Source organism: Mesorhizobium sp. M0239 (genome assembly GCF_040321815.1).
Classification (GTDB): Bacteria; Pseudomonadota; Alphaproteobacteria; order Rhizobiales; family Rhizobiaceae; genus Mesorhizobium.
The window spans coordinates 124601-137918 of sequence record NZ_JAMYSG010000004.1 but is presented as its reverse complement, the minus strand read 5'-3'; the positions used below and the strand labels follow the sequence as shown (position 1 = coordinate 137918).

General features: G+C 63.4%; 10 protein-coding genes. All 10 read right to left on the bottom strand.

Annotated features, from left to right (window positions below; all coding sequences use genetic code 11):
- Positions 1–3: 3 nt before the first annotated feature.
- The 10 genes from NKI99_RS05170 to NKI99_RS05125 all read right to left on the bottom strand — a co-directional run bounded on the left by NKI99_RS05170 (position 4) and on the right by NKI99_RS05125 (position 13284).
- On the bottom strand, positions 4–1641 hold the full coding sequence (locus tag NKI99_RS05170) for a dipeptide ABC transporter ATP-binding protein (RefSeq protein WP_352610007.1): 1638 nt from the start codon (positions 1639–1641) through the stop codon (positions 4–6).
- Entirely contained in the window at positions 1638–2480 is an 843-nt protein-coding gene (locus NKI99_RS05165) for an ABC transporter permease (protein WP_352610005.1), read from the bottom strand. Before NKI99_RS05165 ends, NKI99_RS05170 begins: the two co-directional genes overlap by 4 nt.
- 4 nt (positions 2481–2484) lie before the next feature.
- Entirely contained in the window at positions 2485–3462 is a 978-nt protein-coding gene (locus NKI99_RS05160; RefSeq protein WP_352610003.1) for an ABC transporter permease, read from the bottom strand.
- 18 nt (positions 3463–3480) lie between these two features.
- The gene (locus tag NKI99_RS05155; protein ID WP_352610002.1) at positions 3481–5058 is read right to left on the bottom strand and encodes an ABC transporter substrate-binding protein; all 1578 of its coding nucleotides are present in this window, start codon (positions 5056–5058) and stop codon (positions 3481–3483) included.
- Between the two features lie 237 nt (positions 5059–5295).
- Positions 5296–6288: an ABC transporter permease gene (locus NKI99_RS05150; protein ID WP_023809084.1), complete on the bottom strand. Its 993-nt coding sequence runs from the start codon at positions 6286–6288 to the stop codon at positions 5296–5298.
- A gap of 4 nt (positions 6289–6292) precedes the next feature.
- Complete coding sequence (locus NKI99_RS05145; protein ID WP_352610000.1) at positions 6293–7258, bottom strand: ABC transporter permease; 966 nt, start codon at positions 7256–7258, stop codon at positions 6293–6295.
- A complete protein-coding gene (locus NKI99_RS05140; RefSeq protein WP_352609998.1) occupies positions 7251–8897 on the bottom strand; it encodes a dipeptide ABC transporter ATP-binding protein in 1647 nt (548 codons plus the stop codon). The genes NKI99_RS05145 and NKI99_RS05140 overlap by 8 nt, the downstream gene beginning before the upstream one ends.
- Before the next feature lie 29 nt (positions 8898–8926).
- Positions 8927–10684: an ABC transporter substrate-binding protein gene (locus NKI99_RS05135; RefSeq protein ID WP_352609995.1), complete on the bottom strand. Its 1758-nt coding sequence runs from the start codon at positions 10682–10684 to the stop codon at positions 8927–8929.
- A gap of 123 nt (positions 10685–10807) precedes the next feature.
- Positions 10808–12025 carry a GNAT family N-acetyltransferase gene (locus NKI99_RS05130; protein WP_128302608.1) on the bottom strand — a complete coding sequence of 406 codons (1218 nt, stop codon included), beginning with the start codon at positions 12023–12025 and terminating at the stop codon, positions 10808–10810.
- The gene (locus NKI99_RS05125; protein WP_352609993.1) at positions 12022–13284 is read right to left on the bottom strand and encodes an acyl-CoA dehydrogenase family protein; all 1263 of its coding nucleotides are present in this window, start codon (positions 13282–13284) and stop codon (positions 12022–12024) included. Before NKI99_RS05125 ends, NKI99_RS05130 begins: the two co-directional genes overlap by 4 nt.
- Positions 13285–13318: the final 34 nt, after the last annotated feature.

The window sequence follows — 13318 nt, the reverse complement described above, 5'->3', positions numbered from 1 at the left end:
CCTCTATTCCGCGGCGGCCCGGTCGATCTGGCTGCGGCTCCGCTCCCAGGACAGGCCTGGGACCGCCGCCAGCAGCGCACGCGCATAGTCGGATCCGGGACGTGTCAAAACCTGTTCGGCGGGACCGTCCTCGACGATCTTGCCGCTCTGCATGACGACGATGCGGTCGGCGATCGCCGAGGCGACACGAAGATCGTGCGTGATGAACAGCATCGACAGGCCAAGATCGCGTTTGATTTCCGCCAGAAGGTCGAGAATCTGCGCCTGTATCGAGACATCCAGGGCCGAGACCGGTTCGTCGGCGACGAGCAGGTCGGGCTCAAGCATGAGTGCTCGCGCCAAGCCAATACGCTGCCTTTGGCCGCCTGAAAAGGCATGCGGGAAACGATCGGCCGCACCGGGGTCAAGTCCGACGCGGACAAGGAGGCGGGACATGCTCTCCTCCGCCCTCTCGCGTGAAAGGCCGTTGACTATGGCGGCTTCGGTAAGGATGCGGCGGACGCGATGGCGCGGATTGAGGGAGGCGATCGGATCCTGAAACACCATCTGGATACGCGGACGTAAAGTGCGCTCCCGTGTCGTGCCGGCGAGATCGCCACCGTCGAAGCTCAGGCTGCCTTCATCCCAGTCGGCCAGTCCGACGACGCATTGGCCGAGCGTCGTCTTGCCCGAACCGGATTCACCGACGAGGGCGACCGTCTCGCCGCGCCCAATCGTCAAATTGACACCGTCCAGCGCCCTGGTGGCGGAGGCCTGCCGCCGCCAAGGGGCGCGGCGATCACGATAGGTCTTGCTCAGCCCGCGGACAACGAGAAACGGATCCCCTGCGTCCCGTCTTTGAATTGCACTGGTATGAAGAACCGGAACGGCTTCGATCAGGCGGCGTGTGTAGGGCTGCGATGGCGCTTCGAGGACGTCGTTTGCTCTGCCGCTCTCAATCACCCGGCCCTCCTTCATCACCACGACGCGATCGGCGATATCGGCGACCACGCCGATATCATGGGTGATGAACAGAACGGCGAGGCCGAGCCTTTCGCGGATTTCAAGGATCAGCCGCAGGATTTCCGCTTGCGTCGTGACGTCGAGCGCGGTGGTGGGTTCATCGGCGATCAGCAGGTCCGGATCGTTGGCGATCGCCATGGCGATCATCACCCGTTGCCGCTGTCCGCCCGAGAGCTGGTGCGGGTAACGGTGAATGATCGTCTCGGGATCCGGAAGCCTGGTTGCCCGCGCCAGTTCCAGCACGCGAGCGGTGCGCGCCTTGCGGTCGCCACCGTCATGCGCGGCGAGCGCTTCCTCGATCTGGCGGCCGATGGTCAGCACCGGATTGAGCGCGCTCATCGGTTCCTGGAAGATGAAGCCAATGCGCTTGCCGCGCAGCAGGCGGAACGAAGCCTCGCTGATCCCGGCAATGTCGCGGCCATCGAAACGGATCGCACCGGCGGCGATCCGGAGCTGCTTGGCAGGCAACAGGCCGGCAATGGCCGCGGCCAATACCGATTTGCCAGATCCGGATTCGCCGACCAGGCAGAGCACTTCGCCACGGTCGATACGCAACGACACGTCTTCGACGGCCAATGCTCGATCGGCGTGCTCCGGCAAAGCGATGGAGAGACCCGCGATCTCGACCAGAGCCGTCATGCGCGCCCACCGCGATTGCTGTTGCGAGGGTTGAGCCAATGGTTCAGGCCGTCGCCGACGAGGTTCAGGGAAAGAACGGTGAGGAAGATCGCCAGGCCCGGGATGGTCGACAGCCACCAGTTGACGCGAAAGGCGGTCCTGCCGGTGCCGAGCAGATAGCCCCAGGAGACGAACTCGCGATTGCCCAGACCAAGGAAGCTGATGCCCGATTCGATCAGGATGACGGTCGCCGTCATCAACGAAGCGGCAACGATCACCGGCGACAGCACGTTGGGAAGGATGTGCCCCCAGATGATCCGGGCAGTCGACAGCCCGCCAACCCGTGCCGCCCGCACGAAGTCATGGTTGACGAGGCTCAGCACCTCGGCCCGGACCAGCCGGGCGATCTGCGGCCAGCTGACGATTGCAATGGCCAGGATGATCGAAGCCAGCGAAGGCGCGACGATCGCAACGATGACGACCGTCAGCAGGAAGCTTGGGATGGTCTGGAAGAACTCGGTGAACCGCATGGCGACGTCGTCGACCCAGCCGCCGAAATAGCCGGCGACAGCACCTATCGCCGTGCCGAAGGCGACGGCGAGCAGCGTCACCGCCAGAGCGATCAGCAGCGTGACCTGCGCCCCGTGGGCGATGCCGGCCGCAAGATCACGGCCGAGCATGTCGGTGCCGAACAGATGACCCGGGCTGAAGGGCGGCAGGTTCGGGCGCGCAACCATGCGCCAGGGATCGCCCGGAAAGAGGATACCGGCGAAGATCGCCATCAGGAGGATCGCGATCAGGATCAGCGCGCCGGCGACGGCGCCCGGATGCCTGAGGAACGGGGTTCGCGGCAAGGCCATCGCCTCAAGCTCCCATTTCGATGCGCGGATCGGCGGCAACGTAGAGAAAATCCGCGGCCAGGTTGATGACGACGACGATTGTCGAGGTGATGAAGAAGATCGCCAGCAAGAGGTTGTAGTCCCGCTGCATGAGGGCATCGAAGGCGAGACGCCCGACGCCCGGCCAGGCGAACACCGTCTCGATCAGGATCGACCCGCCGATCAGTTGTCCGGCCTGCAAGGAGGCGAAGGTGATGATCGGCAGCAGCGCGTTCCTCAGCACATGCTGGCGCCAGATCAATCCCGGTTTCAGGCCCTTGGCCCTGGCGGTACGGACAAAATCGCGATCGAGCACGTCGAGCACCGAGGCGCGCGTCACGCGCATGTAGATGGCCATGTAGAACAGGCCGAGCGTCAGAGCCGGAAGAATGAGATGAACGGCGACATCCCCGATAAGCGAGAGATCCGACCCGCCCTCGCCTACCGTCTGCATGCCGTAGGACGGCAGCCAGTTCAGCCAGACCGAAAACAGCAGGATCGCCATCAGGCCGGTCCAGAACAGCGGCATGGCAAAGAACATCACCGAAATGCCGGTCAGCACGGTGTCGAGCAGACTGCCGGCGTGCCGGGCGGCGATAGACCCGAGCGCAATGCCGGTCCCCAACGCAAAGCCAAAGGCGGTCAATGTCAGAAGCAGTGTGGCCGGCAGCCTTTCCGCGATGATATCGATAACAGGACGCTGGTCGCGGTAGGATTGGCCGAAGTCGAGACGCGCCAGCGACTTGGTGTAGATCCACAATTGCTCGGGCACGGAGCGATCAAGCCCGAGATCGTGGCGCAGTTCCGCGACAAAGGCCGGGTCGGCCGCGCCCTGATCCCCGGCCAGGACGGATGCCGCATCTCCCGGCGCGAGGCGCAGCAGCACGAAGTTGAGCACGATAACCCCAAACAGGATGAGAACCGCGCGGGCGGCCCGTCCCGTCAGGAAGCCAAGACGATCCATCCTACCCAGCCCCGCCAGCTATTTCGCCAGCCAGACATCGGCGAAGTTTTCATCTGTGCCGAGACCGGTCGCGATCAGATTGTGAACCTTGGTTCGGTAGAGCGTCGGAAAGACGATGTCGTGCGTCCAGATGAGCGGCACGTCGGCGGAGATGATCTTCTGGGCTTGCGAATAGAGCGCCTTGCGCTTGTCGAAGTCGTTCTCATGGGCGGCGTCGGCCAGCAGTCTGTCGACCTCGGGGTTGGAATAGCCATGGACATTGCCGCCGGTCGTGCCCGCATTGTCGCCTTCGAGCGTGGTGTAGGCATAGCTGATGCCGATTGCCGGGTCGGGGGTGGTGTAGACAAAGTTTTCGGCAAGATCATAGTCGAAGGTGGTCAGCCGCTTGAACCAGCCCGGCACGTCGGTCGCCACGATGTTGACCTTGATGCCGACAGACGTCAGCGCCTCCCGGATATATTCCGCCTCGCGCTGCCACAGCTCGCCATACGGCAGCGGAACGAACTGCAGTTCGAAGCGCACGCCGTTGGCGTCGGGCTTCAGGCCGGCCTCGTCGAGGATGGCGTTCGCCTTGGCCAGGTCGAATTCATATTTCGTTTCGACCGATGTGTCCTTGAACCGCGACAGACGCGACAGCGGGCCGTTGGTCTCGTGGCCGAATCCACCAAAGATCGTGTCGATGATGAACTGGCGGTCGATCGCATGCGCGATCGCCCGGCGCACCCGCGCATCGTCGAGCGGCTTGTGGCGGTTGTTGAGGTGGATGTAGCCGACCGGTTGAAGAAATTCCCAGCCTGCCTCGGTCAGTTGCACGCCATCGAGCCCGGCCAACCGCGTAATGTCGAAGTTCTCGACGTCGCCTGCGCGCAGCACATCCACCTGACCGGTTTCGAAAGCGATGGCGCGGCTGTTGGCGTCAGGGATGACGTGGAAGAAGATGTCGTTCAGATGCGGCTTGCCGGCATCCCAATAGTCAGGGTTGCGGACAAGGTGGATGAAGGACCCCTTCTTCCACTCGGCGAATTTGAACGGCCCGGTGCCGATGAACTTGCTGTTTGCCTCGGCGGTGCGAAAGTCGCTCACCCCTTCATAGAGATGGGCCGGCAGCACGGCGGTGTTGTGGACGTAGATGAAGGCTGGGTACGGCGCCTTGAGCGTGAACACCACGGTGTGGTCGTCCGGCGTGGCGATGTCCTTCACCTCCGCCAGGTTGAGTCGCGAGCGGGCCTGAAGTGCCGGCAGAAACTTCTTGAAGCTGAACACCACGTCCTTGGCCGTGAACGGCTGGCCGTCATGCCATTTTACATCGCGGCGCAGGTTGAAGGTGTAGACGAGGCCGTCATCCGAAATCGACCAGCTTTGCGCCAGGCGCGGCAGCGGCTTCAGATCGGCCGAATAGGTCAACAGGCTCTCGTAGATCTTGTTGCCGACATAGGTCGTCGGCCCGAGGCGATTGACGCCGATATTGACCGTCGGCGGCTCAGGCTGGACGATCAGGTTGAGCGTCCCGCCCGCCTCCTGTGCCGCAAGTCCGGTCAGCGTCAGAAGCGTGGCTGCCAGAGACAGCATGATGGTTCGCAACAGGCGGGAGATCATCGTGAATTCACCTTGTCGAGTAATTGATCGCGGAGCCTGAGATGTCGCTCCGCAGGAGAGTGTGGCTCCACCGAATGACGCGGCCGATCTGCTTGCGAATTGCGGTGCTATTTGTGTAGTAAGATTATAGACAAAGGTGATTATGATAAGGGAACATGCTTCATCGATGTCAGCCAGAGCGGATATTTTTCCCAATATCCGTGCTGAAATGAGAGCGAATTGCCTGATGGCGGGCGGTCACGACAGGCTCGCCGGGTCGCGCCATCTGGTTGTGATGTCGACGGCGAAGGTGCAGAACACGAACGATGCCGCGGCGAAGATCGTCGTCCCGATGACGACCGGAAAATCGCCTTCAAGCGCCGAGTTGATCGCCAGCCGGCCGACGCCGTCCAATCCGAAGATCGTCTCCGTGACGATCGCCCCACCCATGATGACGGCAAGCTCCAGGCCACCCAGCGTGATCACCGGATTGAGCGCGGCCTTCAACGCATGATCGTAATAGACCCGCCATTCCGGAACACCCTTGGCGCGCGCCGTCCTTATGTAGTCCTCGCCCAGAACCTCAAGCATGCTTGCGCGGATCAGCTGCTGGAAAATGCCGATCTCGGCAAGTGCCAGCGTCAGCCACGGCAGGGCCAGATGCCGGGCCCATTCGAACGGATCTTTCGTCAGCGGCACATAACCGCTGCTTGGAAACCAGAAGACCCCATGGTTGGAGAGCTGGAAGAACAGGAAATAGGAGATCAGGATGCCGGAGAGGAACGTCGGCACCGACAGGCTCGCATAGGCGAAGCCCGATATCAGCCTGTCCAGCCAGGAGCCCTGCCGGCGCGCGGCAATCACGCCAAGCAGGATCGACAGCGTCATCCAAATGACGACGGCACCAAGGGCGAGCGAAAGCGTCACCGGCACCTTGGACAGGATGAGGTCTGTCACCGGTGTCTGCTTGCGGAAGGAGTAGCCCAGCGCCGGCGGCCAGTGAGCGATCCCCATCGGCGCGCCCTGGATGTCGGGGCCGCGGTAGAGATAGTACCACAACTGCAGATACCATGGCTCGTTGAGCCGCAGCGCGTGTGCTATGGCATCGATCGCCTGCTGGCTGGCGTTGCGCGGCGCCAGCATCGCGGCCGGATTGCGATAGGCTATGCGGGTGATGAAGAACGCGATCACCAGCACGATCAGCAGCGTCGAGAGTGCCCGGAAGATCAGCCCGCCTGTGTGCCGGATCATGGCGTCACCCGCTGCGGCGATGGGGGTCGACGACGTTGCGCAGGCCAGCGCTCAGCGTGTTGAAGCCGGCCACGGTCAGAAACAGCGCGATGCCGGGTCCGAGCAGGAACCATGGCTGCAACTGGTAGAGGGATGAGCGCTGCGCCTCGGCGATCATATTGCCCCAGCTCGGCTGCGGCGCCTGCACGCCGACGCCGAGGAAGGAGAGCGTCGCTTCGGCGATGATGTTGGTCGGCAGTTGTACCGCCCAGTAGACCAGGATGACCGGCGCGATGTTGGGCAGGATCTCGCGCATGATGATCCTGGTCTTCGAGGCGCCGATCGTCTGCGCGGCTTCCACCAGCGGGCTGCGGCGCAGGACAAACACCAGGCCACGCGTCAGCCGGGCAAAGTAGGTCCAGGAAAACAGGGTTATGATCAGCACCACCACCAGGGAGGGCGCAACAAACGGCTTGCCATCGACGCCCCGGTTCAGCGACAGGAGGCTGAGCGCGGTGACGATGAACGGAAACGACAAAGCGACGTCCACCGCCTGCGAAATGACGCGGTCGACGCGACCGGCAAGAAATCCGCTGACGAGGCCAATGGCGGTGCCGATGATCATGGCAAGCGTGGTCGCCGGGATGGCGATGGCCAGCGATACGCGCGCGCCGTAGAGCGTTCTGACCAGCACGTCGCGGCCGTTGCCGTCGGCGCCAAGTGGAAATTCGAACGTGGGGCCACTCGGCAGTCCCATCTCGGTCAACGCCGTATCGCGGAACTGCTCCGTCACCCCGTGCCCCAGCAGCCATGCGACCACTGGCGCCAGCAGCGCACCGGCGGTGACGAAGCCTATGATCAGCGCGCCGATGCGAAAGGACCGTTCGCGCAGCAGCGCTCGCAGAAGCAGCGACCTGTAGGAATTCACCACCTCGCCATGCCCCAGCAGGACGTGGTCCTGGACGGACGCCAGGGCACGGATCTCAGGCATGCGCGGCGATCCGCTCGGGAACCGGGTTGCGCCGCAGGACCTTGCCGGGGAGCGCGTCTATCAGCCTGACCGTGTAGGGATGCCGGGGAGCGCCGAAGACACGGCCTGTCTCGCCGGCTTCCACGATGACGCCCTTCTCCAGCACGATAACGCGGTCGCACAGTTCCGACACGACGCCGAGATCATGCGAGATGAAGAGCAGCGACAGGCCTCGCTGCCGGCGAATGGTCTGCAGCAGCCTGATGATCTTCGCCTGCGTCGTGATGTCGAGTGCCGATACCGGCTCGTCGGCGACGATCAGCGAGGGTTCGAGCGCGATGGCGCGCGCAATGGCGACACGCTGCCGCTGGCCACCTGAAAGCTGGGCCGGGAAACGATCCAGCACGTCGTCGGGAAGTTCCACGTCGCGCACCAGATCCTGCACGCGCCGGCGTATCGCCGCGGCGTCCAGTCTGGTGCCGATGATGAAGGGTTCCGCCAGAATGGACCGGATGCGCCGCCGCGGGTTGAGGCTTGCATAGGGGTCTTGAAAGATAACCTGTATGTCCGACCGCAATTGCCGGTCGATGGCGATGCCGCCGACACCCGGACGCGAATAGATACGCTCCCGCAGGGAGATGCTGCCCTCGTCCGGCCGGTCGAGCCCGGCGATCAGCCGGCCGATTGTCGACTTGCCGGAACCGGATTCGCCGACGAGGCCGATGATCTCGTTTTCGCGGACGGTGAACGAGATATCCGTGAGCACCGGCCTGATCAGACCGCCTGCGGCGGAGCGGCCTGCGAACGAACGCGCGATTGCCGAGACGGAGAGCAAATCGGGCATCGACGGCAGCGCCGGGAGTAGCGATGATCGCGCCGCGCGTGCAACAAGGCCGCCAAGCCGCGCCGCACCGAGCAACTCCCTGGTGTAAGCCTGGCGCGGTGCCCTGTAGATCAGCTCGGCCGGCGCCTGCTCCACGACGTGCCCCGCGCGCATCACCAGGACATCGTCGGCAATGTCCGAAACGACGGCCAGATCGTGGCTGACGAAGATCATCGCCGTGCCGTGGTCCTGCTGGATTCGTTTCAGCAGATCAAGGATCGACGCCTGCACGGTCACGTCGAGCGCCGTCGTCGGTTCGTCGGCGATGATCAGACCGGGATTGAGCGCGATCGCCGCTGCGATCATCACGCGCTGGCGCATGCCGCCCGAGAACTGCCTGGGATAGTCGTTCACGCGGGCCGAAGGGTCGGGGATGCCGACATCGGCCAGAAGATCGAGAACGCGCTGACGCAGCTCCCCACGTCCCACCCTGCGGTGCGCGGTGATCGCTTCGGCGATCTGCTGGCCGATCGTCTTCAACGGATGAAGATTGCTGAGCGGGTCCTGGAAGACGAAGCCGATGTCGGCACCTCTCCGCCGGCGCAGGTCGCCGGCGGAGAGGCCCAGTATCTCATCGCCCTTGTGCAGCACGCTGCCGCGAACACTCGCCGCCGGTGGCAGAAGGCCGGTGGCGCCGAGCAGCGACACGCTCTTGCCCGAGCCCGATTCACCGACGATGGCAAGCGTCCTGCCCGACTCGACGGAAAACGAGACGCCATGCACCACGTCCACGCCGCCGAACGCGACGCGCAGATCGGCGACAGAGAAGATGGGCACGCGCGCCTCCTTTTGCCAATCCGGCCTTGCTACTGCTTGAGGGCTATGTTGGTGATGTCGGCATTGACCGCCAGCGACGACCACACCCAGTTGGCGAGGCGATCGGAAGTGACCACGACCTTGCGCTTCTCGAACAACGGAATCCACGGCAGGTCGGCGGAGACGAGCTTGTCGGCCTTGGTCCAGATCGGCCCCGGATCGTCGGACGGATAGGCCTGCGCCGCTAGCTTGTTGAGTTCCGGATTGCTGTAGCAAATGGCGTGGACGTTGCCGGTGCCGCAAGGTGCCGCGTCCGAATTCAACCAGCCGCCAAGCAGCATGCGCGTGCTCGGTCCCTGCCAATCCGGGGAGAATGTTCCGCCCAGGGAAAGATCCCAACGGCTCTTCGGATCCTGGATGAAGGCGTACCACTGTGTGGGCGGGATCGGGATCAGGTTGAGCGTGATACCCGCTGCTTCCAGATCCTCCTTCGCGGTCACCGCAATCGCTTCGAACTGTGCGTTGCCGCGATAGATGGCGTCGAAGGCGATGCCGTTCGGATAGCCTGCCTCGGCAAGCAATTGCTTGGCCTTGGCCGGATCGCCCCTGTAGCTCTCGGTCGGGTACGGATCGAACTTCTCGAAACCAAGGATGGTCGAGGTGATGATCTGGGTGAGCGGCACGGCGCCGATCGAACCGGCCTGGGTCTGCGCCAGATGCTCGCGGTTCACCGCATAGGTCAGCGCCTGCCGGACCTTCAGCTTGCGCAGCGCCTCGGCCCCGTCGCTCTTGACCTCCGGCCGCTGGTTGAAGGTGATGAAGTTCGCCGATCCACTGTTCGTCACATGGATGTCGGGGCTCTTCTGCGACAGGAAGCGCTGGATCGTCGGAATGGGCGGGATGTCGAGATACAGCGACAGATCGGCCTCACCGGCGATGATCTTCTGGACGACGCTGTCCTCGCTGTTGGCGGTGAAATCGATGTCGATCTCATCGGCATAGGCCTTGCGCGCCTGGTCGGACTCCGCCTTGAAATTCTTTGCCTTCTTCAGAACCAGCTTCTGACCCTGCTCATAGGTGTCGACATAGTAAGGGCCGCTGGACGGCAGGTTCTTGCGCGACTCCAGCGAGTCCGGGAAATATTTGGACGCGATCTCGGGCGCCACCGGGGACACGAAATTCATCGAAAGGATGTTGAGGAAGTCGTAGTTCTTGGTGTCCGACTTGATGACCAGCGTGTGCTCGTCGGGAGCCGAGACGCCGGCAATCTCGTGCGTGTCGGTGAAAGCCTTGGTCGCAGCGAGATCGCCTGTCGGCACTTTCGCGAATTCCTTGCAATAGTCGACGAAGCCGGAGATCACGAGGTTGAAATAGTTGATGGCGGCGACCTGCTTGTTGGGATCGCAGAAGCGCTTGACGCCATAGACGAAATCACTGGCGACGATCTTGCGCTCGATGCTGCCGGAGAAGAACACGTCGTCCTTCAAATGGAAGGTGTAGACCTTGCCGTCGTCGCTGATGTCCCAGGACTTGGCGAGATCCGGCACGAGCGTGGTGTCCTCCTTGAGGCCGGCTGGCGAGCCGGGATAGGTCACCAACTGGCGCGTTGTTGCGCGCAGGATTTCCCAGGAATCGATGCTGTAGCCGGTGAGCGGATCGAACGCATCGAGATCGGACTGGATCGAAGCAATCCGCAGGACCCCGCCATGTTTCAGATCTTCCGCTTGCGCGGATGAACCAAGAACATAAATCGACAGAATGCCACCTGCAATTCCCAATAGTAACTTACGCGCAACATGTGTTGTCATTACTTCTCTCCGATTATAAATAATTCTTCAAAATACCATTGCATTTAGCGAGAATAATTCTGAGATAAAATTACCCATTTTTCAAACACACTTTCAAAATGAATTTTATATTAGCTCCGCCTGTCAAAACATTGTTCCGGAATGAGGCAAGGCCGGCGCCGTGAACAGCGTGTCGAGCGTTTCGACCGCAGCCCGGTCGAAGTCGCCGAGGCGCCCCGTCTGCGCGAGCTGCCACCACTTCACGCCGCCGAGATAGGCCGCCGAAACCGCGGCCACGTCCGTCACCACGGCGGCGGACAGATTGGTGCGCTCGGCTCCTTCTGGCGAGAGGCGCAGCCTGGTCGCGTTCTCGGGCAGGATGGCATCGGAGACTTCCAGCACGACGCTGCCCTGCCCGGCATAGGACCGGGCTGTTAGAGCCTTTTCAGCGTCCAGGAGCCGCAGCCATGTTTCGTCGCGCGCCGCCGAAACGCGAACGCTTCGAAAATCCTCGAACAGCCACGGCAGCAGATCGTCCGCGGGACGGCTCCAGAAGACGATGCGATGCGGCAGGTCGACCGCCAGCAGATGTGCGACCAGCGCGACATAGGCGGCCGGACTGTAGGCCACGATATCATCGACCACGATGGTGCGTTCCGAGCTGGTGAACCAGCTGTCGAGGCCGACAGGGTGATAGCGCACGAACCCGGTTTCCGAACCCTTGTCGCCGTGAACGGCGACGTAGTTAGGCGTGCCGCTGTGCGTCTGGCGCAACGCCTGAAAATCCCACCAATAGGCCGAGCGTGTGATGACGCCCGCGCGCGAAACAGGCTGACCCGCGTAGATGCGCGCCTGTATCGCCCAGGCATCGTCGCTGTCGATCAGCCGAATCTTGTCGGAGTACGTCAGCCCTGCCCGCAGGCGCGCGCGCTGGGTGTCGACTTCCAGGCTGACAGAAGTATTGGCGATCGCATAGCCAAAGTTGCCGTAGATGCGCGCGTCGGAGGCCCGCAAGGTGGCCGCCGCCTCGCCCTGTTCGCGCGCGGCGCGCAGCTGCGCCTTGAACAGCGCCGTGGCGGCGCCACGCCGCGTATGGGTGGGCAGCACGCCGACATGGGTGACCGCGGCCTGCGGCAACCAGGCGCCGCCGGGAACCGCGATCCGTCCCGAATAGGAGTCGGTTGTGCCAACGAGTGTCTCGCCGTCGAAGGCGCCCCAGGTGCGATCCGGCTCGAACAGTCTGTCGATCAGCGCGTCGTCGATCGGGCCGAGCGGCGGCAGGCCGACCATGGCCGTGCGGAAGGTGCGTGCGGCCTGCGCGAGTTCGGCCTTCCCGGTCAGCAGGCGCACATCCGATATCATGATGCCTTCCGCGTGGGCACGGCTTCAGGCTTGTGCGCTTCCGGCTGCGGCGGCTGCGCATAGGTTCGCGGTCTCGGCAGCGTTTCGGCCAGCAGATATGTGCCGACCTCGCGCGCCCGGTAGGAGACCGGATCGTGGACGGTATGGGTGCGCGCGTTGCGCCAATAGATGTCGAGGCCATATTTGTTGGCCGTCGAGCGCGCGCCCGTCGCTTCGAAGATGCGCGCCGTCACGTCGAGCACGACGTCGTTGGCGACGATCTTGCCCTGGTCGATGATCGTTGCGAGTTCGCCCCATTGCTGCGCCGTCACCGACGCTCCGGCATGCAGTGCCGCCTCGTAAAGCGCCGCGGCCTTGTCGGCGATTGCTATGCCCGCCGCAATGCCGGCGGATAGCCGGCCGAACAGCACCAGATGGTAGGGATCGTCGATCGCCCGTTCCAGCCCGGACTCCGGCCAGGGCCGGCCGAAGCGGCGGACATGATCGGCGGCGGCGGCAAGAGCGCCCTCGGCGATGCCGAGATAGAAATTGATGAAGATGAGCTGGCTGAACAGGACGCGCAGGCCGTCGCGCAATTCGACATCGCCCTCATAATCGTCGAGGGCGCTGAGCAGCTCATCCTCGAAGACTTCGACACGGTCGAAAGTGACACTGCCGCTCGCCGTCAGTCTCTGGCCGAGATTGTCCCAGTCGCCGCCGAAGCTGATGCCCTTGCGCGTCGGCGGGATCTGATAGTGAGCGCGTTTGCCGTTGTCCCAGAGGCTGACGGTGATGACTTGGGCCACCGAGGCGCCGGTTGCGAAGGTGCGTCTGCCGTTCAGGAAGCGGCGGTCGCCGACATGCTCGATCTCGTTCCACTGGTCGCGCGGGTTGCTGACGCCGCCCTGGAACCAGCCTTGTGCGCCGACGCCACGCGCCGTCTTTTCCCACTGCTCGGCCGTGCCGAGAATGTAGGTCCAGACACCGTTGGAATAGTGATACGCGATCAGTTGTCCGATCGAGCCGTCGGCGGCGGCGATGATGCGGCTGATCTTGAGCGCCTGGACGAGGTTTGCGCCGGCGCCGCCGAATTCGCGTGGCGCAGCCAAGCCGAGCAGGCCGCTGTCGCGCAGCAGTGCCAGCTCTTCCACCGGATCCTTGTTTGCCCGGTCGCGTTCGAGCGCCGTTGCCGCGAGTTGCCGCGCCACGTCGCGGGCCTTCTCGGCCCAGGTCTCGAATTCGGCGTCGCTGAGGCCCGGATAGATCTGAATGTCCGACATTGTCTTTTCGTCATGCTCCATTGTCGCGGCCACC

What these genes read in the sequence shown, in the direction of transcription:
- NKI99_RS05170 (WP_352610007.1), bottom strand. Translation starts at nt 1,641, where the DNA reads ATGACGGCTCTGGTCGAGATCGCGGGTCTCTCCATCGCTTTGCCGGAG.
- NKI99_RS05165 (WP_352610005.1), bottom strand. Translation starts at nt 2,480, where the DNA reads ATGGCCTTGCCGCGAACCCCGTTCCTCAGGCATCCGGGCGCCGTCGCC.
- NKI99_RS05160 (WP_352610003.1), bottom strand. Translation starts at nt 3,462, where the DNA reads ATGGATCGTCTTGGCTTCCTGACGGGACGGGCCGCCCGCGCGGTTCTC.
- NKI99_RS05155 (WP_352610002.1), bottom strand. Translation starts at nt 5,058, where the DNA reads ATGATCTCCCGCCTGTTGCGAACCATCATGCTGTCTCTGGCAGCCACG.
- NKI99_RS05150 (WP_023809084.1), bottom strand. Translation starts at nt 6,288, where the DNA reads ATGATCCGGCACACAGGCGGGCTGATCTTCCGGGCACTCTCGACGCTG.
- NKI99_RS05145 (WP_352610000.1), bottom strand. Translation starts at nt 7,258, where the DNA reads ATGCCTGAGATCCGTGCCCTGGCGTCCGTCCAGGACCACGTCCTGCTG.
- NKI99_RS05135 (WP_352609995.1), bottom strand. Translation starts at nt 10,684, where the DNA reads ATGACAACACATGTTGCGCGTAAGTTACTATTGGGAATTGCAGGTGGC.
- NKI99_RS05130 (WP_128302608.1), bottom strand. Translation starts at nt 12,025, where the DNA reads ATGATATCGGATGTGCGCCTGCTGACCGGGAAGGCCGAACTCGCGCAG.
- NKI99_RS05125 (WP_352609993.1), bottom strand. Translation starts at nt 13,284, where the DNA reads ATGTCGGACATTCAGATCTATCCGGGCCTCAGCGACGCCGAATTCGAG.